The 599-nt window shown below is 47.2% G+C and carries 1 protein-coding gene; it reads left to right on the forward strand.

The genetic code is table 11. The annotated features are described in order from the left end of the window. On the forward strand, positions 1–599 hold a 599-nt coding region (locus E1163_RS30125), incomplete at both ends, for a hypothetical protein (protein ID WP_185155875.1).

The raw sequence follows: 599 nt of genomic DNA on the forward strand, positions 1-599 counted from the left end.
CCGATTATACCATCAACTGGTATGATGGCACTGTTGTAAAGTTTGATGGACTCGGAAACAGGACACCAGATGCCACGGGAGCCATCTACAGTGGTATTCCTGGTGGGGCCAATTATACTGTTGAAGTAATCAATAATATCACCGGCTGTATCAATACTGAATCTTACACACTGGCAGATATAAGTGCCTTCCCTACTTTTAGCCTTGAATCTGATCCTAATGCAGTTTGTGATGCTACTTTGGGAAGCAGTGCTTTTACCGGAGAGATTCGCGTAGTTTCGCTTACTGATGCCAATGCCGAAGCCGGTCATACCTACACTTACACCTTTACCAATACAGGAACAGGTGCAGTGGTCAGCCAGGCAACGGCTACCCTGAGCAATCTCGAAGATGGCACATACGAAGTCACAGTAGAAAATGACCAGTTGGGCTGTCTATCTGATCCCGTACAGGTAACGGTAGGGTTTACACCTTCTTTGCCGGTAATTGTTGAGGCCTTTACGCCGAGCACCAATTGTACCACAGCCGATAACGGTGCTATAGAGATCACCACGGTTGATGGTGTGGCCCCCAATGCCGATTATACCATCAACTGGTAT

The sequence above is a fragment of the Fulvivirga kasyanovii genome, assembly GCF_009711405.1.
Lineage (GTDB): Bacteria > Bacteroidota > Bacteroidia > Cytophagales > Cyclobacteriaceae > Fulvivirga > Fulvivirga kasyanovii.